Consider the following 22,430-nt stretch of genomic DNA (forward strand, 5'->3'; position numbering starts at 1 on the left):
TTGCCGTCCCACGTGTCGTGGCCCGCTCATTGGCCGCAAATCGCACTTGAGTGTCCGGAACGGCCGCCCCTCCCCGTCCCCTCCCCGCCGTCGCCGGGTGCGCCATCGCCGTGCCTGCGGCCCTCCGTACTCGCCCGTGCACGCAAGGAACGGCTGGGGGCACCGCTGCTCTGGGACCCCGCGCTCCACTTGGTGTCCGCCTTCGCCACCGTCGCCGTCCTGCCCGACGCGGCCCGGGCACCACATGTCCGGAAAGGGCCGTCTTCGCCTGCCGGCACCCGCTATCCTCTGGCCATCTCACTCGTTCCTCCCCACAACTTCGTCGGCACCGGCCGGCGGGGGCCCTGTCCTCCGGGGCCTGTCCGGAGGGGCGAGGAGGAGCGATGAACGATCACGGTACGGAGGAGACCCGAGACCGGTGGACCGCACCCGAGAGGTGGCAGGTCGTCATCGGGGTGCTGGGCCTTCTCGTGGCGGTCGTCGCCTGTGTGGGGCAGTTCGTCGTCTGACGTCCGGACGCGCCGCACACGAGGTCCGGACACGGCCTGTGCTCGCCCGCCTGGCGAGCCCGGTCAACGGGAGAGTGTCCGGGCCCGTCCTCAACCGCCGGTGGCTCCGGTCGGCTGCCTGCGGGACGGCTTTCGCTCCAGATGGGCGACGACACCGGAGTGGAAGCGGTGCACGGCGTCGTCGACGCTGCGGATGAAACCCGTCTCGGCGTTGCCGCGAGTGCTGCCCATACCCTTGAAGAGGGACAGCCGGAAGCCGGTGATCCGCTCGCCGCCCCTGGGGAGGATGTCACCCGGTTCGGGGCGCAGTCGTTCCAGGGTGCCGCGCGGGCCGACCCCCTCCCCTTCGACGAGGGTTTCGACATGAAGGTCGGCCGGAGCCTCAGCCAACTGCCGGACCAGGCGCTTTGCCCAGGAGAGGGGGTATCCCTGCTCGGGCGCGGGGATCTCGATGGACATACGCAACCTGCCGGTGCGCAGATCGGCGGTGATCGCGAGGATGCCGGAAGTGCCCTCGACACGCAGCTCCGCGAACAGCCTCCCGTCCTGGCAGAGCCGGTCGGCGAGGGCAGCGCGGCGGGACTGCGGGTCGGTGCCGCGCCGGGCGCGCTGGACGGGCAGGATCTTCCGGCCGAGTTCACCGCCGAGCCGCAGGCAGACCTGGCGGACGAGTCGTTCCCAGTTCTCGACGACCTCCAGAGACCGCTGATCACCCTGACAGAGGGTCTCGGTGTCGATGGCATTGCGTACCGGCACCCAGGCCGGACCCATGTTCTGGAAGCCATGGCAACCGGAGTTCTCATGCTGGAGGTAGTTCAGGAGTTCCTGGAGGAGCCAAGCGTGAGCGGCGTTGCCGACCCCCTCGTGGCGGATCAGCAACTGAGCCTGGTGCACCACCTCGGCCCAGGACAGGTGCCGCAGCGCCACCCGGTGCTTGCGCCGCCGGTCGATCTTGACATCGACGAGCGGGGTGCCCTCCAGAGCCACGTCGTTGGAGAGCGTGATCACCGCCTCGTAGCCGCGCCGGGCGGCGATGTCCATGTAGTCCTGGACCTGTTCGGCCCGGAGCGGGTTGCCGTTGGTCTTCGTCTCCACCAGCGCGGTCCAGAGCCTGCCCGCCCGCTCGATACGGATCACGCCGTCGGGGCGCTTCGGGTTGTCGCCGTGCGGCAGCGAAACCTCCGTGAACGTCTCCATCCGGCCCGCCGGGGCACCGAAGCCGGCGGTGAGACGGCGGCCGAACTCCGGGACCTGAGCCATCACCGACAGCAGGATGGAGGTCGCCCGGGTCTCACGTTCGCGGTCGCTGCGCAGTGAGGAGACGGGAAAGAGGCGAGCCAGCCGCCAGGAGTCGTTCTCGGCGAGCGGCTTCCTGGTCACCCGGGGCAGCGTCACCTTCTTCCTGGCCGTGCGGGGACGGCTGGACGGAGCCGGTGCGGGAACGGGCGCCGAGGCCGGGGCCGTCCCGGTCTCCGCTGTCCGCCGCTCCACCTGCCTGGGGATGCCGGGCAGCGGAGCTCCGACGGGGCCCTGGGGCGGTGGCGCTGTCTCCTCGGGGCGCCCGTCACCGGTTCCGGCCCCGGCAGCCTCGGCACTGACGGTGTCGGTGTCGTCGGTGTCGTCCACATCGATGCCGAAGTCCGTCGCCAGGCCCGCCAGTCCGGTCTCGTACCCCTGGCCGACGGCCCGGAACCGCCAGCCGCCGTTCCGCCGGTAGAGCTCACCGAAAATGAACGCGCTCTCCACCGTGGCATCGTCGATCGAGAAGCCGAGCAGTGCCTCGCCGGTACGGTCCGCGAGCGTCACCCGCAGGCCGTCCAGCTCCCCGAACCGGCCGCCGCCGTAGCGACTGGCCCCTATGACGACGCGCTCGACGTCGACCGGTGTCGCTTCCAGGTCGAGGCTGATGCGGTCCTCGCTGCCGTCGGCGGTCGGCGTCTTGCCCAGCAACTGCACACTGCCGTCGGCCGCGGCCGGATTGTTGTAGAAGAAGAAGTCCGCGTCATCGCGCACTTTCCCGTCCGCGCCCAGCAGCAGCACCGAGACATCCGCGTCACCGTCCCCTGTGGCGCTGCTCCAGCGCAGCCCCAGGGTGACGGAACCGATCTCCTCGCTCAGCCCTGCCAACTCGACATTGGCGCCCTTGACCATCTCGTGCACGTGGCCCCCCGACTTCCCGGTCGCGCCAGGTACGCCCGACCTCAACCGCTTGGCGATGTGTTGACTCAGCGCACAACATGCATGCGCAGATCGCACCCTAAGCCCCGGAACGCGTTGGCGACAGACGAATGGGACAAGCGTTATGACGGCGGCCCGGCCCGGGAGGTGTCTCCCGGGCCGGGCCGCCGCGTGCGTGGTGAACCGTTTCCCCGGCCGGAGTGCCGGGCGGGCCTCAGATCAGGCCCTGCGCCACCATCCCCTCCTCCACCAGCTCGAAGCCGGCGATGTTGGCGCCCGCCACGTAGTTGCCGGGCTGCCCGTAACGCTCGGCCGTGGTGTGGCAGAGGTGGTGGACGCGCTGCATGATCTCGGTCAGCCGGGCCTCGGTGTGCTCGAAGGTCCACGAGTCACGCGAGGCGTTCTGCTGCATCTCCAGCGCGCTGGTGGCCACCCCGCCCGCGTTGGCGGCCTTGCCCGGGCCGAACAGCACGTCGGCCTCGCGCAGCACGCGCACGCCGCCCGGTGTGGTGGGCATGTTCGCGCCCTCGCCGACCGCCTGCACACCGTTGCGCACCAGTGTCGTCGCGTCCTTCTCGTCCAGCTCGTTCTGGGTGGCCGAGGGCAGTGCCACCTCGCACGGCACCTCCCAGACCCGGCCGCCGGAGACGAAGTTCGCCCCCCTGCGCTCGGCGTACTCGGACAGTCGGGCGCGCTCGGTGAGCTTGACCTGCTTCAGCAGTTCCAGGTCGATGCCCTTCTCGTCCACCACGTAGCCGCCGGAGTCGGAGCAGGCGATCGGGGTGGCGCCGAGCTGCCGGGCCTTCTCCATGGCGTAGATGGCCACGTTGCCGGAGCCGGAGACGACCACGCGCTTGCCCTCCAGGGTCTCGCCGCGCGTCTTGAGCATCTCCTCGGTGAAGACGACCAGACCGTAGCCGGTGGCCTCGGTACGGGCCTGCGACCCGCCCCACAGGACGCCCTTGCCGGTCAGGACGCCGGCCTCCCAGCGGTTGGTGATCCGGCGGTACTGGCCGAAGAGGTAGCCGATCTCGCGGCCGCCCACCCCGATGTCGCCCGCCGGGATGTCCGTGTACTCGCCCAGATGGCGGTACAGCTCGGTCATGAAGGACTGGCAGAAGCGCATGACCTCCGCGTCCGACTTCCCCTTGGGGTCGAAGTCGCTGCCGCCCTTGCCGCCGCCGATCGGCATGCCGGTCAGGGCGTTCTTGAAGGTCTGCTCGAAGCCCAGGAACTTGATGACCCCCAGGTTGACGGACGGGTGGAAGCGCAGACCGCCCTTGTACGGGCCCAGGGCGCTGTTGAACTCCACCCGGAAACCGCGGTTGACGTGGGTCCGCCCGGCGTCGTCGGACCAGGGGACACGGAAGATGATCTGCCGTTCCGGCTCACACAGGCGTTCGACGAGGGACTCGTCCAGCAGCTCGGGCCGCCGGGTGAAGACGGGCTCCAGCGACTCGAGCACCTCCCACACGGCCTGGTGGAACTCGTTCTCTCCCGGATTGCGGTGCAGTATCCGGTCGTAGAGTTTCTCGATCACGGGTTCTCCTAGAAGGTGCGGCTCCTTGTGTCCCGCCGTTCCGTGTCCCTACGGAACCTGCACAAACGCATGACGCCGAGCACCAGGAGGCGCTCGGCGTCATCGCACGGCGTGGCGGACTTCCAGCGTGACATGCCAAGGTCACGACGTCTCCCCGAGGTCCCGCACTCCGGCCCGGCTCACGGGCCGGGTGCCCACCCCGGGGTGGGCGAATCCTCACGATTGCCCGGATGGCCGCACACCCGGCACGGTGCCCGGCCGTCCGCGCCGGCTCCGTGGAGCCCTCCCGCACCGCGCGCCTGTCCGAGTAGGGTTCTCCCCTGCGGGTGATCACACCCCGCGTACAGCCGAGAACACCGATCACAGGGGGCACGGTGTCGTTCGACGAGGAGTGGCGGCAGATCCAGGCCGATGTCGCGGAACGCCGGACCGGGACGCGTCTGAACCAGCTCGACGGGGACGGCGGCGGTACCGCCGACCTGGCCGCGAACGCCGACGACCTGGGCAGGGTCGGCAGCGACGCCGCCGACCTGTGGAAGCGGCTCGACAAGGACGGCCGGCACGCTCTGTCGTCCACCTCGTCGGCCGGCAGCGCGCTCAAGAGCGAGAGCTTCCGCACCGGGAGCGCGATGGAGACCGTCCACGACACCTGGGAGAGCCAGCTGAAGACGCTGCTGGACGCGTGCATGCACATCTCCCAGCACCTGGACTACAGCGCCGCGCAGCACAGGAAGGACGAGGCCGACATCTCCCAGTCCTTCACCAGGTTGTCGGTCTCCGAGATCAGCAAGTTCTTCAAGTAGGGGCGACGGTGAAGCTGACCTTCGAGAACGTCTACCACGCCCCGCTGGGGAAGATGAAGACGGCCGTCGACGACTGGACGGCGACGGTCACCAAGCTGGAGGAGCTCGCGGACGACGCCCGCACCACGATGGTGGCCCGCAGCAACAAGGCCGACTGGACGGGCGCCAACGCCTCCGTCACCAAGCCGTTCATCGGCAAGACGGCCAAGGAGTTCGACGACGCCGCCAAGGCCGCCAAGGGCGTCAAGCAGATCCTCGAGGACGGTTACAACGCCTTCAAGAAGGCCCAGGACGACCTCAAGGCGATTGTGGAGACCGACGCGCCCGCCCAGAACCTGGTCGTCGGCACCACCGGCAGAGTCGCGGCGAAGAACCCCATCTCGCAGACCCACGCCGCCCGCCACGACCCGGACTTCGAGACCCTGGTCCGCAACGAGCGCAACGCCGTCCAGGCGCTGCAGAAGCGCATCGACGCGGTGATCGAGGCCTGCGACGAGGCCGACGTGGCGGCCTCCAACGCGCTGAAGGCCAACATTACCGGTGACAAGCACAATTTCAGCGCGCCCGCGTACGACAGCCTGGACGCCGAGGAGGCCCAGCGGGCCGCCGACCTCGCCGCCAAGGGCACCGACATGACCAACACCGAGCTCCAGCAGTTCAACGAGCTCATGACGGACAACCGCGGCTCGGCGACGTTCGCCACCGCCTTCTACGAGAAACTCGGCCCCGAGAAGACACTCGTCTTCTTCGGCCAGATGGCCCGGGAGGGCTACTACGCGGGCCAGGACGACAAGAAGCGGTTGGAGCAGATCCAGGCGCTGCAGAAGAGCCTCGGCCTGACCCTGGCCACCGCCACCGACCCGGACAACAAGCCGAGTCTGCCCGCCACCTGGGGAAAGGAACTGCGCGGTTTCGGCACCCAGCGCATCCCGATGTACCAGTACGACCACTCGGGCCCGTTCGGCTACCAGCTCCTCGGCGGAATCCTGCGGTACGGGAACTACGACCCCCGCTTCCTCAACCCCATCGCCGAGCACGTGGTCCAGCTGCACAAGAAGGACCCGTACATGTTCGCCGACTCCAAGGTGATGGTCGGCCCCGAGGGCAGCCCGCTGAACCCCTCCGGGGTGAACGGCGCGGGCTTCGACCCGGTCGTCAGCGTCCTGGAGGCACTGGGCCACAGCCCGGAGGCGGCCAAGCAGTTCTTCTCCGCCGAACCCACCGTCTACGACGAGAACGGCAAGGAGGTGAAGAACGGGACCCTCGACCTCGGCAAGGGGGAGGACGGGAAGGCCATCGCCAACTACCTGGATTACTTCACCGACAAGGGCTACGACTTCTTCCCCGACATCGTCGGCCACCACCCGGACGACGCGAAGAAGTCCGCGGACTACCTGCCCGACGCCCTCGGCCACGCCCTGGAGGCGGCCACCCTCGGCCACGCCTGGGACGACCCCAGCCCCACCCTCGACCGGGACGCGACCTCGGCCAGGATCATGGAGGACGTCGTCAGGACGGTCGGGGTCGACGCCGAGCTCGTCAAGCGGATGGAGCCGCTGGCCGACAGCCTGGGCACCATGGGCGCCGGCTACATCGACGACGTCAACTGGGCGCTCAGCGACAACAGTCCAGAAAGTATCTTCGCGCCCAAGGACAACGCGAGCACACACGCCAAATTCGGCCTCACCGACATACGGCAGTTCATGAGCACAGTCGGCCAGTATCCGGACGCATACGCATCGGTGTCGACCGCGGACCGCATCTACACCATGAGCATGCTCGAAGCCCAGGTCGGCCCCGACGGGCAGATCAAGGAGGGCGCGGCGCGCGAGGTGGTGCGCACCGGGGCGGAGGTGCAGGGGCTGCTCGACCAGGCCCGCGCGGACCAGGTGCGAGCCGAAGGGGCTCACAAGGACGAGGAGTTCAACAAGGCCCTGGAGGAGCGTTCCGCATGGGTCAAGTTCGGCACGACGGCGGCAGTCTCCGCCGGTGTCGCCTTCCTGCCCGCCACGGTGGCGGGCGCCGGTGCCGCCGCCATCCTCGTCCCGCTGGCCGTCGACACCGGAACCGGAGCCATCAACGAGGGGATCGGCCAGGTCATCGGAGACTGGGTGGAGACCGAGAAGAAGAACAACGACAGCAAGGAAGATGTCCAGGAGCAGCTGCGCCAGATCTACCGGACTGGCGAGCACAACGCGAACGCACCGGTGCGGCAGTTCCTCCTTCAACACGGCATCGAGTCCGAAACCCCCTTCGCCCAGGACCTGACGGAGTCCGTGATCATCGGCCACAACTCCGGGAAGAGAAGAGAAGATGAGCAGGGAAACCTTCCCCAGGTCGGTGACTAGCTGATGCGGCCGGAGGTGCGGAACCCAGCGAGTGCGGTCTGTACGGCACTCCTCCTGTCTCTCGGCGGAACAGCCTGCGACGGAGGGGACGAGAGCGACAGGGAGCAGCAGAAGACCGTCAGCGCGGAAGAACTGTGCGGAGGGGCCCTCTCGTCTGTCGCCGCCGAGTCTCTGGAGAAGGTGACCGGCAAAAGGAAGTTTGCCCGGACCTCCCTGGGAGAGGGAGCAGCCGGGACCGCGAAGATGCTGTCCGAGGAGTTCAACTCCCAGCCCGAGCTGGACGGTTCACCCCGAAATGTCCATGACTTCTGTCTGATCTACACCGACAAGTCGGCCGACCTCACCGACGTGGCGATCACCTTCGAGATCACGGACAGCGACAGACTGGGGAACCCCGACGACCTGGACCCGGACTACAGCATCTACCCGATGGGGCGCAGGACTCTCTCCGCGGAGGACAAGGCGGTCGTCTACTTCGAGTGCGCCGGTTCTGAAATGAACAGTTCCACGGATTCACCCGCCCTGATCAAGTCGGAGCTCCGGCACCGATACGACCCGGCCGTGAAGGGGCAGGAGGCCAAGGAGGCCAACATGACGGTCCTGCACTCCGCCGCCCTGGCCGTCGCCAGGGAGCTGAAGTGCGAGGACGACGGCGGACTCCCCGCCGAGCCCGTCCTCACGCCGAAGGCGTAAGACCGTCCGGCCGGCCCCGGTCGGGTCGGCCGGAGCCGCCGTGGCCGAGGCCCAGGATCTCCGCCATCTCCCACCGCTCCGTGTCCGTGAGGTCGGCGTCGGTCGGCTCCGGGAGTGCGGGCAGCTCGGCCGCCCTCCGCCGGGCCGCGGCGATCACCACGTCGACGTGGGAGGACCGGGCCTGCGCGGCACCGGTCCCGGTCGGCTGCCGGGAGGCGGCGGCGAGACGGGCGGAGAAGTCCGCACCCGCGCGCCCGCCGTACTCCCCCGCGTACTCGGCCTGTTCGCGGCGCGGACCGGCGCCGGCTCTCTTCCTGCCCATGAGGCGCACTGTATGCCGCCGCGCCGTCCACCGCATCCGGGCGCGGGCGTGCGCGGGCCCCGCCGCGCGCCCGGAGGCGGCGGGCGAGCGTGCCGGCATCCGCGGTGCGGCGGGGCGGACTTGGAAAGAAACCGGAGAGACGTTAGGTTAGGCTCGCCTAACTAAATGGCGGCCCCGCCGTGGGGCGGCCGGACCGTGACGCGTGTCCGGAGGACGGCCGCACCGCCCTCCGACCCACCCCGCACTCCACCGAGGTAGAGCCCCGTGTCCATCGCCCTCCCGCCCTCCGCCGCCCCGCGCTCCGCCTACCCGGCCGACGTGGTCCCCGCACCGGTCCGCCGGCGGCTGCTGGAACTGGCGGCGAGTGAGACCCCCCTGTCCGCCTACCTCTACGACGGGGAGGCCGCCGCCCGCCGCGCGCGGCAGCTGCGCGCGGCGCTGCCGCCGTGGGCGGCCGTCCACTACGCGGTGAAGGCCAACTCCTTCCCCGGGGTCGTACGGGCGCTGGCCCCGCACGTCGACGGCTTCGAGGTCGCCTCCCGGTCCGAGCTGGAACTGGCCCTGGCCGCCCTCCGGGAGCGGGACGGCGGCCCCGCCGCCGGTGCCGCCCCCGTGCCCGTCGTGGCCGCCGGGCCCGCCAAGTCCGTGCCGGTGCTGACCGCCCTGGTGCGGGCCGGGGTGGAGGCGATCAACGCCGAGAGCCTGCTGGAACTGCACCGCGTCAGCCGCATCGCCGTCGCCGAGGGCACCACCGCCCGGGTGACGCTGCGCGTCAACCCCGTGGACATCCCCGTCACCGGCTCGCTGAGCATGGGCGGTACGGCCTCGCAGTTCGGCGTCCCCGAGCCCGACGTCCCCGAGGTGCTGGGCGAGGCGCTGCGGCTGCCGGGGCTGGACGTGACCGGCTTCCACATCCACGCCGCGTCCAACAACCTCGACGCCGACGCCCAGGCGGCCTATCTGCGCTGGTGCGTGGAGTGGGCGGCCAAGGCCGCCGCCACGCACGGCGTCGACCTGCGCACCGTCGACATCGGCGGCGGCATCGGGGTGGCCTTCGAGGAGCCCGCGGGCGAACGCCCCTTCGACGTGGCCCGCTTCGACGAGCTCGCCGGAGACGTCGAGCCGCCGCCCGGGGTGAAGGTGATCCTGGAACCGGGCCGCTTCCTGGTCGCCGACTGCGGCTGGTACGCGGCCGAGGTCACCGACGTCAAGCACAGCTACGGCACCGCCTTCGCGGTGCTGCGCGGCGGCATCAACCACTTCCAGCTCCCCACCTCCTGGGAGCTGGTGCACAACATCGCGGTCCTGCCCGTCGAGCGCTGGCCCGAGGGGCTGCCCCGGCCCGGGGCGGCCGGGGAGCGCGTCACGGTCGTCGGCGAGCTGTGCACCCCGGAGGACACCCTGCTGCGCGATGTCCTGGTGGACCGCGTCCGCGCCGGCGATCTGGTCGTTTTCCCCTACGCGGGCTCCTACGGCTGGGAGTTCGCCATGCACAGCTTCCTCGGCCACCCGGTCGCGGAACGCCACCTGCTCTGACCCACCCCACCCCCCGAGGGACGGCCCCGGCCGCCCCGCCGACACCTCCTGACGGAGCTGCCCGACATGACCGTGTCCATCACCCCGCCGACCGCGCCGTCGGCCGAGGCCATCCTGCGGCGCCAGCGGGCGCGGGAGTCCTCGGCCCGCACCTACGCCCGCTCCTTCCCCGTCGTCCCGGCCCGCGCGTACGGCATGACCGTCGAGGGCGCCGACGGCCGCCGCTACCTCGACTGCCTGGCCGGTGCCGGAACCCTCGCGCTGGGCCACAACCACCCCGTGGTGACCGAGGCCGTGCGGCGCACCGTGGACAGCGGCGCACCGCTGCACGTGCTGGACCTGGCGACGCCGGAGAAGGACGAGTTCACCGACGCGCTGTTCGCCACCCTGCCGCCCGCGTTCGCCGACAAGGCCCGCATCCACTTCTGCGGGCCCGCCGGGACGGACGCGGTGGAGGCGGCCCTGAAGCTGCTGCAGACCGCCACCGGGCGGCACGGCCTGCTGGCCTTCACCGGCGCCTACCACGGCATGACCGCGGGCGCGCTGGCCGTCTCCGGCGGCGTGGCCGCCAAGCGGCCGGTGCCCGGGACCGCCGCCGACGTGACCCGGCTGCCCTACCCGTACTCCTACCGCTGCCCGTTCGGGGTCGGCGGGGAGCGCGGGGCGCGGCTGTCGGCCGCCTACACCGAGCGGCTGCTGGACGACCCCAACGGCGGGGTGGTGCCGCCCGCCGCGATGATCCTGGAGGCGGTGCAGGGCGAGGGCGGCGCGGTGCCCGCCCCCGACGACTGGCTGCGCGAGATGCGGCGGATCACCGCCGAGCGGGAGATCCCGCTGGTCGTGGACGAGGTGCAGACCGGCGTGGGCCGCACCGGCGCGTTCTGGGCGATCGAGCACAGCGGGATCGTCCCGGACGCGATGGTGATGTCGAAGGCGATCGGCGGCAGCCTGCCGCTGGCGGTGGTCGTCTACCACGAGGACTACGACGGCTGGCTGCCCGGCGCCCACACCGGCACCTTCCGCGGCAACACCCTGGCCATGGCGGCCGGTACGGCCACCCTGCGGTACGTCGCCCGGGAGGGCCTGGCCCGGCGGGCCGCGGCGGTCGGGGCGCGGCTGACGGACCGGCTGACGGCCCTGCGGGCCGAACTGCCCGCGATCGGCGACGTCCGCGGACGCGGGCTGATGATCGGCGTCGAGCTGGTGGACCCGGCGGGCACGCCGGACGCCTGCGGCGCCCTGCCGCCCGCGCCGGACACGGCGGTCCGGGTGCGGTCGGCCGCGCTGGAGCGGGGCCTGATCGTGGAGCTGGGCGGGCGGTACGACTCGACGGTGCGGCTGCTGCCGCCGCTGGTGATCACCGACGAGGAGGCCGAGGCCGTCCTGGACCGGCTGGCCGACGCGATCGCCGAGGCGACGGCCCGCCCGGAGGGCGGACACGGCAGCGGACACGGTGGCGGACACGGCAGGAACGAGCGCGGGGCGGTGCGGCCGGTATGAGGGAGAGCGTGTACGAGGTGTGTGAGCCCCACCCGGCCGACGGGGCGTTCGAGGGGCTGGTCGGCGCGGTGGACGGCGCGCTGGGCGGCGCGGTGGACGGTGCGGCCGCCCACCCCGTCCCGGGCCCCCGTGCCGGCGGGCCCCGCACGGGCGGCCCGGAGCGGTACGCCGCCCCCCTGTCCGGCGGTACGGGCGGCGCCGCCGCCCTGCGTCCGCTGCTCGACGAGGTGCTCACCGCGCTGGCGGCGGGCGCCGGACGGCGCGGCGGCCCGGTGCCCGCCGGGCTCCCCGGTGAGCTGGCCGCCCGGGTGGCCCGGGAGTACGCGGCGGACGGCACCAGGACCGGCACGGGGGCCGGCGCCGTCACCGGTGACGGCGCGCTGTCCCGGCTGACCGAACTGCTGGCGTACGGCAGCGCCGACCCGGCCGACCCGTCCTGCGCCGCGCATCTGCACTGCCCGCCGCTGGCCGTCGCCGTCGCCGCCGATCTGGCGGTCTCCGCGCTCAACCCCTCCCAGGACTCCTGGGACCAGGCCCCGGCCGCCACCGCCCTGGAGACGCTGCTGCTGGCCGAGCTCGCCGAGCTGGTGGGCTGGGACGAGCAGGCCGCCGGGGTGCTGACCTCGGGCGGCACCGAGTCCAACCTGATGGGCCTGATGCTGGCCCGCGACCGGGTGCTGACCCGCGCCGGCGGGGAGCAGGTCGAGCTGGCGGGCGTGCCCCGCACCGGCCCCCGGCCGCGGATCCTCGCCTCCGCCGCGGCGCACTTCTCCGTGCAGCGGGCCGCGGCCCTGCTGGGCCTGGGCGAGGACGCGGTCGTGCCCGTCGCCGTCGACCGGGAGCTGCGCATGGCCCCGGACGCGCTGGCCGGCGCCCTGGCCGCGGTCGCGGCCGCCGGCGAGCTGCCCGTCGCCGTGGTGGCCACCGCCGGGACCACCGACACCGGCGCGGTCGACCCGCTGCGCGCCTGCGCCGCGCTGGCCGCCGAGTACGGCGCCTGGCTGCACGTGGACGCGGCCTACGGCGGCGGCGCGCTGCTGTCGGACCGGCTGGCCCCGCTGCTGGACGGCATCGAGCTGGCCGACTCGGTCTCCCTGGACTGGCACAAGCTGGGCTGGCAGCCCGTCGCGGCGGGCGTGTTCCTGGTCCGGCGCGCGGAGACGTACGCCTCCCTGGCCCGGCGCGCGGTCTACCTCAACCCCGCCGACGACGAGGAGGCCGGCTACCCCAGCCTGCTCGGCCTGTCGCTGCGCACCACCCGCCGCGCGGACGCCTTCCCCATCGCCGTCACCCTGCGGACACTGGGCCGGGCCGGGCTCGGGCGGCTGGTGGACGCCTGCCACGAGCTGGCCCTCGCCGGGGCCGCGGCGGTCCGCGACCACCCCCGGCTGGAGCTGCACTGCGACCCGGTGCTGAGCGCCTTCCTCTTCCGCTACCTGCCGGAGCGCGGAGCGGACGACCCGGAGCGGGTGGACCGGCTCAACGCCGCGCTGCGCCGCAGGCTGCTGCGCGAGGGGCGGGCGGTCGTCGGCCGCACCGAGCTGCCGGGCGAGGGACCGGGCCGGGTGCGGCTGAAGCTCACCCTGCTCAACCCGCACACCACCGCCGCCGACGTCGAGCGGCTGCTGCACACCGTCGCCGCGGCGGGCGAGGCGGAGGAGAACGGGCCGGCCGAGGGGACGGCACCGTGACCGGCCCGGCCTCCCCCGCCCCCGCCTCCGCCCCGGCCGCCCCGGCCGCGGCGCAGCCCTCCCCGGTGCCCTGCGGCGCGGACCCGCTGGACCACCCCGATCCACAGCGGGCCGGCGACGCCGCCGCGACCGAGACGCTGCTGCGCGCGTACGTCCGCGAGACCGGCACCGGGGTCCCGGTCGGCGGCCGGGTGCTGCGGCTGGACCTGCCGCTGAGCGGGCTGACGCTGCACGTCCCGGTGCGCTACCGGTCGGCGGCCGGCTGGCACCGCTTCGGACGGGCCCGGGTCAGCGCCTTCGAACCGGGCGGGAACGGCTCCTCCTCGGGCGACCTGCCCGCCGACGCCGCGCTGGTGGCCGCCGCGCTGATCCGGGAGAGCACCCTGGGCCGCGGCCACCCGCCCCATCTGGGCACGGACGCGGTCGGCCGGGTGCTGAACTCCGCCCGCCGCACCGCCGTCCACCTGGAACGGCGCCGTGCGGAGCCCGCGGACGCGGCGGGCCCGACCCCGTTCCTGGACGCCGAGCAGGCGCTGCTGCTGGGCCACCCCTTCCACCCGGCGCCCAAGAGCCGCGAGGAGGCCTCGGACGCGGAGCTGGCGGCGTACTCGCCGGAGCTGCGCGGCGCCTTCCCGCTGCACTGGTTCGCCGCGCACCCGGACACGGTGGTCGGCGAGGACGCGGACGGCCGCCCCGTCGCCGGGCTGCTGCGCGCGCTCGCCGCCGGACCCGGCGGCCCGGACGTGCCCGACGGCATGGTCCCGGTGCCCGTCCACCCCTGGCAGGCCCGCGAGGTGACCGGCCGCCCGGAGGTGGCCGCCCTGCTGGACGCCGGGCTGCTGCGCCCGCTGGGCCCGGCCGGTCCGGCCTGGTACCCGACGTCCTCGGTGCGGACCGTGCACCGCCCGGACGCCGCGGCGATGCTCAAGCTGTCGCTGGGCATGCGGATCACCAACTCCCGCCGCAACAACCTGCGCGGCGAGATGCGGCTGGGGGTGCGGGCCGCACGGCTGCTGGCCGCGCCGGACGGCCCCGGGGCGTGGCTGCGCGCCGAGCACCCGGAGTTCGGCATCCTGCGGGACTTCGCCTGGGTCTCGGTCGGCACCGAAGGGCCCGAGACGGGCCTGGAGACCGCGCTGCGCGACAACCCCTTCCGGGGCGACGCGGGCGATGCGGACGGCACCGGCGACGCGCTGTGCGTGGCCGGGCTGCTGGCCGAGCGCACCGGCCCCGGCGACGGCTCCCCGCCGCCGTACCGCGCCGCGCTGTGCGCGGCGGTGGCCCGTACCGCCCGCGCGCACGGGGTGTCCACCGCCGAGGCGTCCGCCCGCTGGCTGGCCCGCTACCTGGACGTGCTGGCCGTCCCCCTGATCCGCCTCCAGGCCCGCCACGGCCTCGCCCTGGAGCCGCACCACCAGAACACCCTGGTGGCCCTGGACGCCGACGGGCTGCCCGCCGCGGGCTGGTACCGCGACAGCCAGGGCTACTACCTCACCGCCTCCCGCGCCGCCGCCCTGGAGCGGCTGCTGCCCGGGGTGACGGACGGGGTGGAGCTGGTCTTCGACGACGCCTTCGTCGACGAGCGCGTCGCCTACTACCTGGGCGTCAACAACCTCCTGGGACTGGTGGGCGCCTTCGGCGCGCTGGGCCTGGCCGACGAGGAGGCGCTGCTGCGCGTGCTGCGCGGCGCGCTGGAGCGGCTGCGGGCGGCCGAGCCCGGCGCGGCGGGCCTGCTCGGCATGCTGCTGGACGCGCCGGTGCTGCGCTGCAAGGGCAACTACCTGACCTGCGTGGACGGTCTCGACGAGCTGGTCGGCGACGTCCACACCCAGTCCGTCTACATCGACCTTCCCAACCCCCTCGCGGAGGTACAGCGGTGACCGAGCAGCACACGCCCTCACCCGGCGGCGAGCCGTACGACCTGGTGGGCGTCGGGATCGGCCCGTTCAACCTGTCCCTGGCCGCCCTGAGCGACGGGGTGGCCGGGCTGCGCGCCCTCTTCCTGGACCGCCGGCCCGCCTTCTCCTGGCACCCGGGCCTGCTGATGGAGGGCACGGTGCTCCAGGTGCCGTTCCTGGCGGACCTGGTGACGATGGCCGACCCGACCAGCCGCTGGTCGTACCTGAACTACCTGCGCGAGCACGGCCGGCTGTTCCCGTTCTTCTTCTCCGAGCGCTTCCACATCCCGCGCCGCGAGTACGACCACTACCTGCGCTGGGCCGCCGAGAACCTGCCGTCCTGCCGCTTCGACGCCGAGGTCACCGCCCTGGAGTGGGACGCGGACGCCGGGGTCTTCGCCGTCACGCACCGCTCGGCCGACGGCACCGCCTCCCGCGTGACGGCCCGGCGGGTCGTCCTGGGCGTGGGCACCTCCCCGGTGCTGCCCGGGCCGCTGCGGGAACTGGCGGCGTCCGGCGGGCACACCGGGCGCGTCCTGCACAGCGCCGACTACCGCACCCACCGTGCCGCGCTGGCCGGTCTGGACGACGTGACGGTGATCGGCGCGGGCCAGTCCGGCGCCGAGGTGCTGCTGGACCTGCTGCGGCACCAGGACGGCGAGGGCCGGGGCGGCCCGTACGTGCGGTGGCTGGCGCGCACCCCGGCGTTCGCGCCCATGGAGTACTCCAAGATCGGGCTGGAGCACTTCACCCCCGACTACATCCACTACTTCCGCGCGCTGCCCGAGGCCGACCGCGAGCGGCTGGTGCGCGAGCAGTGGCAGCTCTACAAGGGCGTCAGCGCCGACACCCTCGGCGAGATCCACGACGAGCTGTACGAGCGGACCATCGGCGGCGGCCGGCCGCGCGCCGACCTGCACCCGGGTACCGAACTCACCGCCGTCCGCCCCGCCGGCGACGGCGCGGACGGCTACGTCCTGACCTGCCGCCACACCGGGCAGGGCGCCGAGTTCGAGGTGCGCACCTCGGCGGTCGTGGCCGCCACCGGCTACGCCGCGCACCGCCCGGCCTTCCTGGACACCCTCGACAAGCTCGTCGACTGGGACGACCGGGGCCGCTACCGGGTGGACGGCACCTACCGGGTCGCCCTGGACGAGAGCGTGACCGGCACCCTGTACGTGCAGAACGCCGAGCTGCACACCCACGGCGTCGGTGCGCCCGACCTCACCCTGGGCGCCTGGCGCTCCGCGGTGATCCTCAACTCCGTCGCGGGCCGCACCGTGCTGCCCGTGCCGCAGCGGGCGGCCTGGACGACCTTCGGCGCCCCCACCACCGCCGCCGGAGCCACCGCCGAGACCGCGGACCCGCTCCCGTGAGCGGGCGCGCGCGGCACGCCAAGGCCGTCCTGATCGCGGTCATCGGCCTCCACCTCGTCGCCGAGACCGCGCTGACGCCCTTCCTCCCCCAGCTCTTCGAGCGGCTGTACGGCATCGAGGACCACGGCGCGACCGGGCTCTACCTCTGGGTGTGCCGCATCGTCGGGCTGGCCGTGCTCCCGCTGTGGGGGCTGGCCGCCCGGCGGTGGCCGCTGCACCGGCTGGTGCTGGGCGGGCTGTGCGGGACCGCCGTACTGGACCTGCTGCTGGGCCTGGCCCCCAGCTACGCCGCGTACACCGCGGTCTCGACGGCCGTGGTGGCGACCAACAGCGCGCTGCTGCTGGCCTATCCGGCGTTCATAGCCCAGTACGACGGCGGCGGGGACGGGGCCGGGGACGCCGCCGGCGGGGACGGCGAGCGGTCCCGGCTGGCCGGGATCTGCTCGATCGTGGTCGTCTTCCACCTGTCCGCCGTGGCCGCCACGGTGGTGGGCGCCGGGGTGCTGGCGCTGCCCGACCCCCGGTGGGGCATCTCCTCGTTCGCGCTGCTGGACGTCGTCCTCGCCGTGCTCGTGCACCGGGTGATGTGCCGCCGCGCCCCGGCGGCCGCGGACGTGGCCGTCCCGGCCGCCGCCGACACCCCCACCGCCCAGGCGGCGGCCCAGACCCAGAACCAGAACCAGCCGCGACCGGCGCCGAAGCGCCACCGGCGCGGCCGGTTCGCGCTGCTGGCCCAGGTCGCCCTGATCGGGCTGGCCTTCGACTTCTCGGTGAGCGTGGCCCGGCCCTTCTTCACCGAGTTCGCCGCGGACCTGGGCGGCGGGGCGACCGCCTCGGCGGTGCTGTTCTTCCTGCCCAGCGTCGCCGCGCTGGCCGTGCTGCCCGTCGTGCGCCGCTGCCACGCGCTGCTCGGCGACCGGCTGCTGCCGCTGTCCATGGCGGTGGGCGCGGCCGGGCTGCTGTGGCAGGCACTGGCCGACTCGCTGCCCGCCCTGGTGGGCGGTCGGCTGCTGTTCGGCGTCTGCCTGGGGCTGGGCCAGGTCGCCGTGGAGCTGCGGATGTTCCGCGCCACCGGTACGGCGGGCCCGGAGTACACGGCCGTCGAGACCGCCCGGTCCGCCGGTCTGCTCGCCGCTCCGCTGGTCGCCACGGCGGCCGTCTCGGCCGATCTGGCGCTGCCGCTGGCGGTCGCGGCGGCCGTCCAGGTGCTGGGCACCCTCCTGGCGCTGCGCCGTGCCCGCCCGGCGGCGCCCGTCCCGGCCCCGGTGCCCGCCGTGCCCGCGCCCCGCCCCGAGCCCGCCCCCTCGTCCTCACCCGTCCCCGAACCCGTCCCCGCCCTCGCGCACGCCAAGGAGAACGACCGTTGAGCACCATCCCCCACGACGCCTGGACGGAGGCGGGACGCAGACTGCTCGTCAAGGCCGTCGAGGAGTTCGCCTACGAGGAGCTGCTCGTCCCCGAGCCCGACCCCGACGCGCCCGCCGGGTCCGGCGCCTACCGGCTGGTCCTGGCCGGCGGCGTGCACTGGACGTTCCGCGCCGCCCGGGGCACCTTCGGCACCTGGCGGATCGCGGACGGCACCCTGCGCCGCCACCCCTCGCCCGCCCCCGACGAGCCGGGGGAGGGTGAGGCCGGGCCCGAGCAGCTCCTGCTGGACGCCCGTCCGGCGCTGGGCTGGGACGGTCCCACCACCGCCGAGGTGCTGCGCGAGCTGACCGCCACCCGCCGCGCCGAGGCCCGCGTCATCGCCCGCGACCTGCCCGCCGCCGCCCTGGCCGACCTGGACCACCTGGCCCTGGAGTCCCACCAGGACGGCCACCCCTGCATGCTGCTCAACAAGGGCAGGCTGGGCTTCGCCGCCTCCGACGCCGCCGCCTACGCCCCCGAGTCCGCCGGCGAGGTGCGGCTGCGCTGGGCGGCGGTGCACGACTCGCTGGCGGCGTACGCGGGCGTGCCCGGCCTGGACGCCGCCGCCCTGCTCGCCGAGGAGCTGGACGCTCCCACGCGGGAACGATTCACCACCGTCCTCACCGAGTCCGCCGCCGCCCACGGCCGCGCCCCGGACGAGTACGTCTGGCTGCCGGTCCACCCCTTCCACTGGGACGAGGCCGTCGAGACCCTCTTCGCCCCCTACCTCGCCGACGGCCGCATCACCCCGCTCGGCGAGGGACCGGACCGCTACCGCCCCCTGCAGTCGATCCGCACCCTCGCCAACCTCGACCACCCCGGGCAGCGCAACGTCAAGGTGCCCCTGCTGATCCGCAACACCCTGGTGTGGCGCGGTCTGTCCACCGAGCCGACGCGGGCCGCGCCCGACATCAGCGCCTGGCTGCACTCGGTGCGCGACGCCGATCCCTACCTCCGCGACGAGCTGCGCTTCCACCCGCTGGGCGAGGTCGCCTCCGTCGCCGTGCGCCACCCGCTGTACGAGTCGGTCAAGGACGCCCCGTACCGCTACCACGAACTGCTGGGCGCGGTGTGGCGCGAGCCGGTCACCGGGGTGCTGCGCGACGGGGAGAAGGCCCGCACCATGGCCGCCCTGCTGAAGACCGGCTCGGACGGCAAGGCGCTGGTGACCGAGCTGGTGGAACGTTCCGGCCGCGCACCGCGCGACTGGCTGGCCCGCTTCCTGGCCGCCCTGCTGCCCGGCCTGCTGCACTACCTCTACCGGTACGGCGTCGCGTACTGCCCGCACGGCGAGAACACCGTCGTCCTCTACGGCCCCGACGAGACACCGGTCGGCATCGCGCTCAAGGACTTCGCCGAGGACGTCAACCTGCTGCCCGAGGACCGCCCCGAGTACGCCACCCTGACCGAGCGCGCCGACGCCGTCCTGCTGCGCTGGCCCGCCCACGAGCTGGCGCACTCGCTGCTGAGCGCGGTCTTCGCGGGCCACTTCCGCTTCTTCGCGCCCCTGCTGGAGAGGCACCTGGGCGTCCCCGAGGCCGAGTTCTGGACCCTGGTCCGCGCCGAGATCGAGCGCTACCACGCCCGCTTCCCCGAACTGGCCGGCCGATTCGCCGCGTTCGGCCTGTTCGCGCCCGCCTTCGACCGGGTGGCCCTGAACCGGGAGCAGTTGCTGGGCGGCGGCTTCCACGACCGCGCCGAACGCGACGAGGGCTTCGACGTCGTCCACGGCACCGTCCCCAACCCCCTGGCCGACGCACCCGCCGGACACACCTCATGAGCACACCCTCCCCCGCGGACCCGTACGAGACCCTGCGCGCCGAGGCGGAGGCGGGCCGGATCGAGGAGGTGATCGTCGCCGTCCCCGACCTCCAGGGCCGCCTGGTGGGCAGCCGGCTGTCCGTCCCGTACTTCCTGGACGAGGCGGCCCGGCAGGGCTTCGGCGCCTGCGTCTACCTGCTGGCCACCGACGTGGAGATGGACACCGGCCCCGGCTACGCCATCGACGCCTGGGACAGCGGCTTCGGCGACTTCGTGCTCCGCCCCGACCCGGCCACCCTGCGCACCGTGCTGCCCTGGGACGACGGCACCGCCCTGGTGCTGGCCGACGCCGTCTGGCCGGGCGGCGCCCCCGTCCCGGTCGCGCCCCGCCAGGTGCTGCGCACCCAGCTCGACCGGCTGGCCGAACGCGGACTGACCGCGTACGCCGGGACGGAACTGGAGTTCCTCGTCTTCGGGGAGTCCTACCGCGACGCCTGGGAGCGCCGCTACCACGGTCTGCGCCCCGCCACCCGCTACAACGTCGACTACTCCCTCCAGGGCCTCTCCGAGATCGAGCCGGTGGTGCGCCGCATCCGCCGCGAGATGGTGCGCGCCGGGCTGGCCATGGAGACCGCCCGCGGGGAGTGCCACCCGGGCCAGTACGAGATCGTCTTCCGCTACGCCGAGGCGATGGCCACCTGCGACGGCCACGTCTTCTTCAAGAACGGCGCCAAGCAGCTCGCCGCCGCCGAGGGCGCCGCGCTGACCTTCATGCCGAAGTTCGACGACGGCGAGGGCAACTCCTGCCACATCCACCTCTCGCTGCGCGGCACGGACGGCACCCCCGTCCTCGCCGACGACTCCGCCGGTGACGGCATGTCGGACCTGATGCGCCACTTCGTCGCCGGCCAGCTCGCCTGCCTGCCCGACCTGGCCCTGCTGATGGCCCCGAACATCAACTCCTACAAGCGGCTCCAGCCCGGCGCGTTCGCCCCGACGGGCATCGCCTGGGGCCGGGACAACCGCACCTGCCCCGTCCGGGTCGTCGGCTCCGGGTCCTCCCTGCGGATCGAGCACCGGGTGCCCGGCGGCGACGCCAACCCGTACCTCGCCGTCGCCGCCGTGGTCGCCGCGGGCCTGTACGGCATCGACAACCGGCTGTCGCTGCCCCCCGAGCACACCGCCAACGCCCTGGCCGACGACACCGTGCCCCGGCTGCCCGGCACCCTCACCGAGGCCCTGCACCGCTGGGAGAACAGCGAGATCGCGGCCAGGCTCTTCGGCACGGAGACGGTCACCCACTACGCGCGGGCGGCCCGCACCGAACTGACCGCCTTCGAGCGGTCGGTCACCGACTGGGAGCGGATGCGCGGCTTCGAACGGCTGTGAGGGGGCGCCGTGCGGCGCCGCTTCTCCGGACCCGCACCCCGCCTGCCGCTTCCGGCAGGCGGGGTGCGGTGCTCCCAGGAACAGCCCGGCCTGCCCGATCGCCCGCTGCCGGGGCACGCTCGTTCCATGCCCGGAAGAAACCGAGGACGGCGACTCACCGTGCCTGTTCTGGCCATGCTCGCGGCAGCCGCCTGCGGGCAGCCGGACAACGGCGAGAGTTCGCCCGGCCACCGGCCGACGCCGAGCCAGTCCGCCGAACACAGCGAGAACGGGACCACCATGGCAAGCCACCCCTACGTCGGCATGTGGGTCACCGCCGACAACCACATCAGGCAGGAACTCCTCCCCGACGGCCGCTACGACGAGGCACGCGGAGAGCGCGGCAGCGCCTACACCGGCCGGTACTGGGTGAAGGGCGACAGGATCGAGTACCTGGACGACACCGGATTCACCGCGGACGGCGAGTTCGAGGGCGACGTACTGCACCACGGCGGCTACGTCTTCTACCGCGAGGGGAGCCCGGCCCACCGCCGGGCGGCGCGTTCCTGACGCCACGGCAGCCCTGCCCGGGGCGGGCACGGGAGACCCGGGCTGCGCCCGGGTGCGGGTGGGGGTGCGTGGTGGGGTCGGGGCCGGTCCGGGGCGACCATTCCGGACGGTACGATTTACGGCCGCTGACGTGCCACGTTTCCTCGCCCGCTCATTGGCCGCAAATCGCGCCCCTGGCCTTCGGCATGGGGGACCCCAGAGTGTCCGGAACGGCCGCCCCTCCCCGTCCCCTCCCGCCGTCCCCGGCTGCCTGAAGTGCGCCGCTGCCCGAACCTCACATGCCTCCCGTGACCTGCGGCACCGGCCGCAGCGACAACTCCCACAGACACCCGGCGCTCGTGTGGCTGTAGACCACCGCCCGGCCCGCACACAGCAGCCGCCGCGTGGAGCCGGTGCCCGCCTCGTGCGCCCAGGTGAGGAACCGCGCGGCGGCCTCCGGCCCCAGACTCGCCGCGATCCGCACCGCCCGCTCCCCCACCCGCGGCGAGAAGCAGCCCCCCAGATGGCACACGCCCGGCCCAGGCACCCCGCAGTAGGCGACGACCTCCGCCCGATACGCCACCGGTCCACTCACCCCTCCCCCACCGGGCCGGACAGCAGCACGGTGAACCACACCCACTTACCACCCGGCACACACGTGCAGCCCAGCCCGCCGGCCACCTCCCGCAGCAACCACAACCCCCACCCCCGCTCCGCATCCCACTCCGGCACCCTCACCTCCGGCACCCGCGCACAGCGGTCGAAGACCCGCACCAACGCCGTGCCCCGCCCCTGGCGCACCTCCAGCCGACACCGCCGGTCCGCCACATGCCGGCACACGTTCGCCAGCAACTCCGAAACCCCCAGCCGCGCCACCTCCACCGCCGACCGGCCCCCACCCATGGCCCGCACCACCACCGCGACCTCCCGCCACCACACCTCGATCTCCCA

18 protein-coding genes are annotated in these 22,430 nt (G+C 73.5%); 13 read left to right on the top strand and 5 right to left on the bottom strand.

What is annotated here, in order from left to right; translation table 11 throughout:
• Positions 1-383: 383 nt before the first annotated feature.
• Positions 384-509 (top strand): hypothetical protein, encoded by a 126-nt coding sequence (locus tag CUT44_RS34535; protein WP_269846183.1) that lies wholly within the window; start codon positions 384-386, stop codon positions 507-509.
• Positions 510-599: 90 nt separating this feature from the next.
• Here the strand turns inward: CUT44_RS34535 and CUT44_RS16020 are convergent, their stop codons facing one another.
• Together CUT44_RS16020 and gdhA are read right to left on the bottom strand one after the other, a co-directional pair.
• Positions 600-2,660 carry a TerD family protein gene (locus CUT44_RS16020; RefSeq protein ID WP_100202561.1) on the bottom strand — a complete coding sequence of 687 codons (2,061 nt, stop codon included), beginning with the start codon at positions 2,658-2,660 and terminating at the stop codon, positions 600-602.
• Between the two features lie 241 nt (positions 2,661-2,901).
• Complete coding sequence (gene gdhA / locus CUT44_RS16025) at positions 2,902-4,227, bottom strand: NADP-specific glutamate dehydrogenase (protein ID WP_100202542.1); 1,326 nt, start codon at positions 4,225-4,227, stop codon at positions 2,902-2,904.
• Positions 4,228-4,601: 374 nt separating this feature from the next.
• Between gdhA and CUT44_RS16030 the strand changes: the two genes are divergently transcribed.
• The 3 genes from CUT44_RS16030 to CUT44_RS16040 all read left to right on the top strand — a co-directional run bounded on the left by CUT44_RS16030 (position 4,602) and on the right by CUT44_RS16040 (position 8,071).
• Positions 4,602-5,030: a hypothetical protein gene (locus tag CUT44_RS16030; RefSeq protein WP_100202543.1), complete on the top strand. Its 429-nt coding sequence runs from the start codon at positions 4,602-4,604 to the stop codon at positions 5,028-5,030.
• A gap of 8 nt (positions 5,031-5,038) precedes the next feature.
• Complete coding sequence (locus tag CUT44_RS16035) at positions 5,039-7,378, top strand: hypothetical protein (RefSeq protein ID WP_332888267.1); 2,340 nt, start codon at positions 5,039-5,041, stop codon at positions 7,376-7,378.
• 243 nt (positions 7,379-7,621) lie between these two features.
• On the top strand, positions 7,622-8,071 hold the full coding sequence (locus CUT44_RS16040) for a hypothetical protein (RefSeq protein WP_100202544.1): 450 nt from the start codon (positions 7,622-7,624) through the stop codon (positions 8,069-8,071).
• Here CUT44_RS16040 and CUT44_RS16045 read toward each other — a convergent pair.
• Entirely contained in the window at positions 8,055-8,393 is a 339-nt protein-coding gene (locus CUT44_RS16045; RefSeq protein WP_100202545.1) for a hypothetical protein, read from the bottom strand. The genes CUT44_RS16040 and CUT44_RS16045 overlap by 17 nt on opposite strands.
• 264 nt (positions 8,394-8,657) lie before the next feature.
• Here CUT44_RS16045 and CUT44_RS16050 point away from each other — a divergent pair, with 264 nt between their 5' ends.
• The 9 genes from CUT44_RS16050 to CUT44_RS16090 all read left to right on the top strand — a co-directional run bounded on the left by CUT44_RS16050 (position 8,658) and on the right by CUT44_RS16090 (position 21,500).
• Entirely contained in the window at positions 8,658-9,929 is a 1,272-nt protein-coding gene (locus CUT44_RS16050; protein ID WP_199185720.1) for an alanine racemase, read from the top strand.
• 66 nt (positions 9,930-9,995) lie between these two features.
• The gene (locus CUT44_RS16055) at positions 9,996-11,429 is read left to right on the top strand and encodes a diaminobutyrate--2-oxoglutarate transaminase (RefSeq protein ID WP_100202546.1); all 1,434 of its coding nucleotides are present in this window, start codon (positions 9,996-9,998) and stop codon (positions 11,427-11,429) included.
• The gene (locus CUT44_RS16060) at positions 11,426-13,120 is read left to right on the top strand and encodes a pyridoxal phosphate-dependent decarboxylase family protein (protein ID WP_100202547.1); all 1,695 of its coding nucleotides are present in this window, start codon (positions 11,426-11,428) and stop codon (positions 13,118-13,120) included. Before CUT44_RS16055 ends, CUT44_RS16060 begins: the two co-directional genes overlap by 4 nt.
• Positions 13,117-15,000 carry an IucA/IucC family protein gene (locus CUT44_RS16065; RefSeq protein ID WP_100202548.1) on the top strand — a complete coding sequence of 628 codons (1,884 nt, stop codon included), beginning with the start codon at positions 13,117-13,119 and terminating at the stop codon, positions 14,998-15,000. Before CUT44_RS16060 ends, CUT44_RS16065 begins: the two co-directional genes overlap by 4 nt.
• On the top strand, positions 14,997-16,394 hold the full coding sequence (locus tag CUT44_RS16070; protein WP_100202549.1) for a lysine N(6)-hydroxylase/L-ornithine N(5)-oxygenase family protein: 1,398 nt from the start codon (positions 14,997-14,999) through the stop codon (positions 16,392-16,394). The genes CUT44_RS16065 and CUT44_RS16070 overlap by 4 nt, the downstream gene beginning before the upstream one ends.
• A complete protein-coding gene (locus tag CUT44_RS16075) occupies positions 16,391-17,761 on the top strand; it encodes a hypothetical protein (RefSeq protein ID WP_100202550.1) in 1,371 nt (456 codons plus the stop codon). Before CUT44_RS16070 ends, CUT44_RS16075 begins: the two co-directional genes overlap by 4 nt.
• A complete protein-coding gene (locus CUT44_RS16080) occupies positions 17,758-19,581 on the top strand; it encodes an IucA/IucC family protein (protein WP_100202551.1) in 1,824 nt (607 codons plus the stop codon). Before CUT44_RS16075 ends, CUT44_RS16080 begins: the two co-directional genes overlap by 4 nt.
• A complete protein-coding gene (locus CUT44_RS16085) occupies positions 19,578-20,951 on the top strand; it encodes a glutamine synthetase family protein (protein WP_100202552.1) in 1,374 nt (457 codons plus the stop codon). Before CUT44_RS16080 ends, CUT44_RS16085 begins: the two co-directional genes overlap by 4 nt.
• Before the next feature lie 279 nt (positions 20,952-21,230).
• Entirely contained in the window at positions 21,231-21,500 is a 270-nt protein-coding gene (locus CUT44_RS16090; RefSeq protein WP_199185723.1) for an Atu4866 domain-containing protein, read from the top strand.
• A 274-nt stretch (positions 21,501-21,774) separates the two neighbouring features.
• Here the strand turns inward: CUT44_RS16090 and CUT44_RS16095 are convergent, their stop codons facing one another.
• Together CUT44_RS16095 and CUT44_RS16100 are read right to left on the bottom strand one after the other, a co-directional pair.
• Positions 21,775-22,062 carry a hypothetical protein gene (locus tag CUT44_RS16095; protein WP_100201663.1) on the bottom strand — a complete coding sequence of 96 codons (288 nt, stop codon included), beginning with the start codon at positions 22,060-22,062 and terminating at the stop codon, positions 21,775-21,777.
• A gap of 8 nt (positions 22,063-22,070) precedes the next feature.
• Positions 22,071-22,430 (bottom strand): ATP-binding protein (locus tag CUT44_RS16100; RefSeq protein WP_233221332.1); only part of this gene is annotated, 360 nt, incomplete at its 5' end.

Source organism: Streptomyces carminius (assembly GCF_002794255.1).
In the GTDB taxonomy this organism is placed as follows: domain Bacteria; phylum Actinomycetota; class Actinomycetes; order Streptomycetales; family Streptomycetaceae; genus Streptomyces; species Streptomyces carminius.

What these genes read in the sequence shown, in the direction of transcription:
- CUT44_RS34535 (WP_269846183.1), top strand. Translation starts at nt 384, where the DNA reads ATGAACGATCACGGTACGGAGGAGACCCGAGACCGGTGGACCGCACCC.
- CUT44_RS16060 (WP_100202547.1), top strand. Translation starts at nt 11,426, where the DNA reads ATGAGGGAGAGCGTGTACGAGGTGTGTGAGCCCCACCCGGCCGACGGG.
- CUT44_RS16090 (WP_199185723.1), top strand. Translation starts at nt 21,231, where the DNA reads ATGGCAAGCCACCCCTACGTCGGCATGTGGGTCACCGCCGACAACCAC.
- CUT44_RS16020 (WP_100202561.1), bottom strand. Translation starts at nt 2,660, where the DNA reads ATGGTCAAGGGCGCCAATGTCGAGTTGGCAGGGCTGAGCGAGGAGATC.
- CUT44_RS16085 (WP_100202552.1), top strand. Translation starts at nt 19,578, where the DNA reads ATGAGCACACCCTCCCCCGCGGACCCGTACGAGACCCTGCGCGCCGAG.
- CUT44_RS16055 (WP_100202546.1), top strand. Translation starts at nt 9,996, where the DNA reads ATGACCGTGTCCATCACCCCGCCGACCGCGCCGTCGGCCGAGGCCATC.
- CUT44_RS16045 (WP_100202545.1), bottom strand. Translation starts at nt 8,393, where the DNA reads ATGGGCAGGAAGAGAGCCGGCGCCGGTCCGCGCCGCGAACAGGCCGAG.
- CUT44_RS16040 (WP_100202544.1), top strand. Translation starts at nt 7,622, where the DNA reads ATGCTGTCCGAGGAGTTCAACTCCCAGCCCGAGCTGGACGGTTCACCC.